This is a genomic window from Herpetosiphon llansteffanensis, from assembly GCF_003205875.1.
GTDB lineage: Bacteria > Chloroflexota > Chloroflexia > Chloroflexales > Herpetosiphonaceae > Herpetosiphon > Herpetosiphon llansteffanensis.
Window position 1 is genome coordinate 1 of record NZ_PUBZ01000045.1, and the last position, 535, is coordinate 535.

Annotated in this window: 1 protein-coding gene; it reads left to right on the top strand. The window is 67.5% G+C overall.

Annotated elements, in window-relative coordinates; all coding sequences use genetic code 11:
• A partial coding sequence (locus C5S61_RS03120) for a lipid A-modifier LpxR family protein (protein WP_124033370.1) occupies positions 1-481 on the top strand: 481 nt, incomplete at its 5' end.
• Positions 482-535: the final 54 nt, after the last annotated feature.

A 535-nucleotide genomic window follows, 5' to 3' on the forward strand; every position in this document is an offset into this window, starting at 1 on the left:
GTTCTCCTACGACTACAAGCGGCGCCTGGACCTGAATTTCGGCTCGCACTATCAGGCCGACGTGATCCCGGAAGCCGGCGTCAGCCTCGGCAACGTCTACCGCTACCTCGATGCCGGCGCGCTGCTGCGCTTCGGCAACGCGCTCGATGTCGACTACGGCCCGGAGCATATCCGGCCGGCGCTGTCCGGCACCGCCTTCAGCGACTACCGGCGGCTCGGCGCCAGCTGGTTCCACTGGTATCTCTATGCCGGGGTGCAGGAGCGGCGCACCTTCTACAACCTGTTCATCGACGCCGCCGATGAAGTGGCGCCGCACGGCCTGGACCGGCCCTCGTTCAACACCGACTACGTCGGCGGCGCCTCGATCTTTTTCGGCCACTTCCTGCGCGCCGACTTCCTCGCCGCCCGGCGCAGCCGGGAATTCAACAATCAGAACGGCGCGCAGGTGTTCGGCGGCGTCAACCTGACCTTCGATCCCTGAGCCGTCGGCCGCGAGGGCCCGTTCCGGCCGCCGCCGCGTTGGGCTGTTTCTACC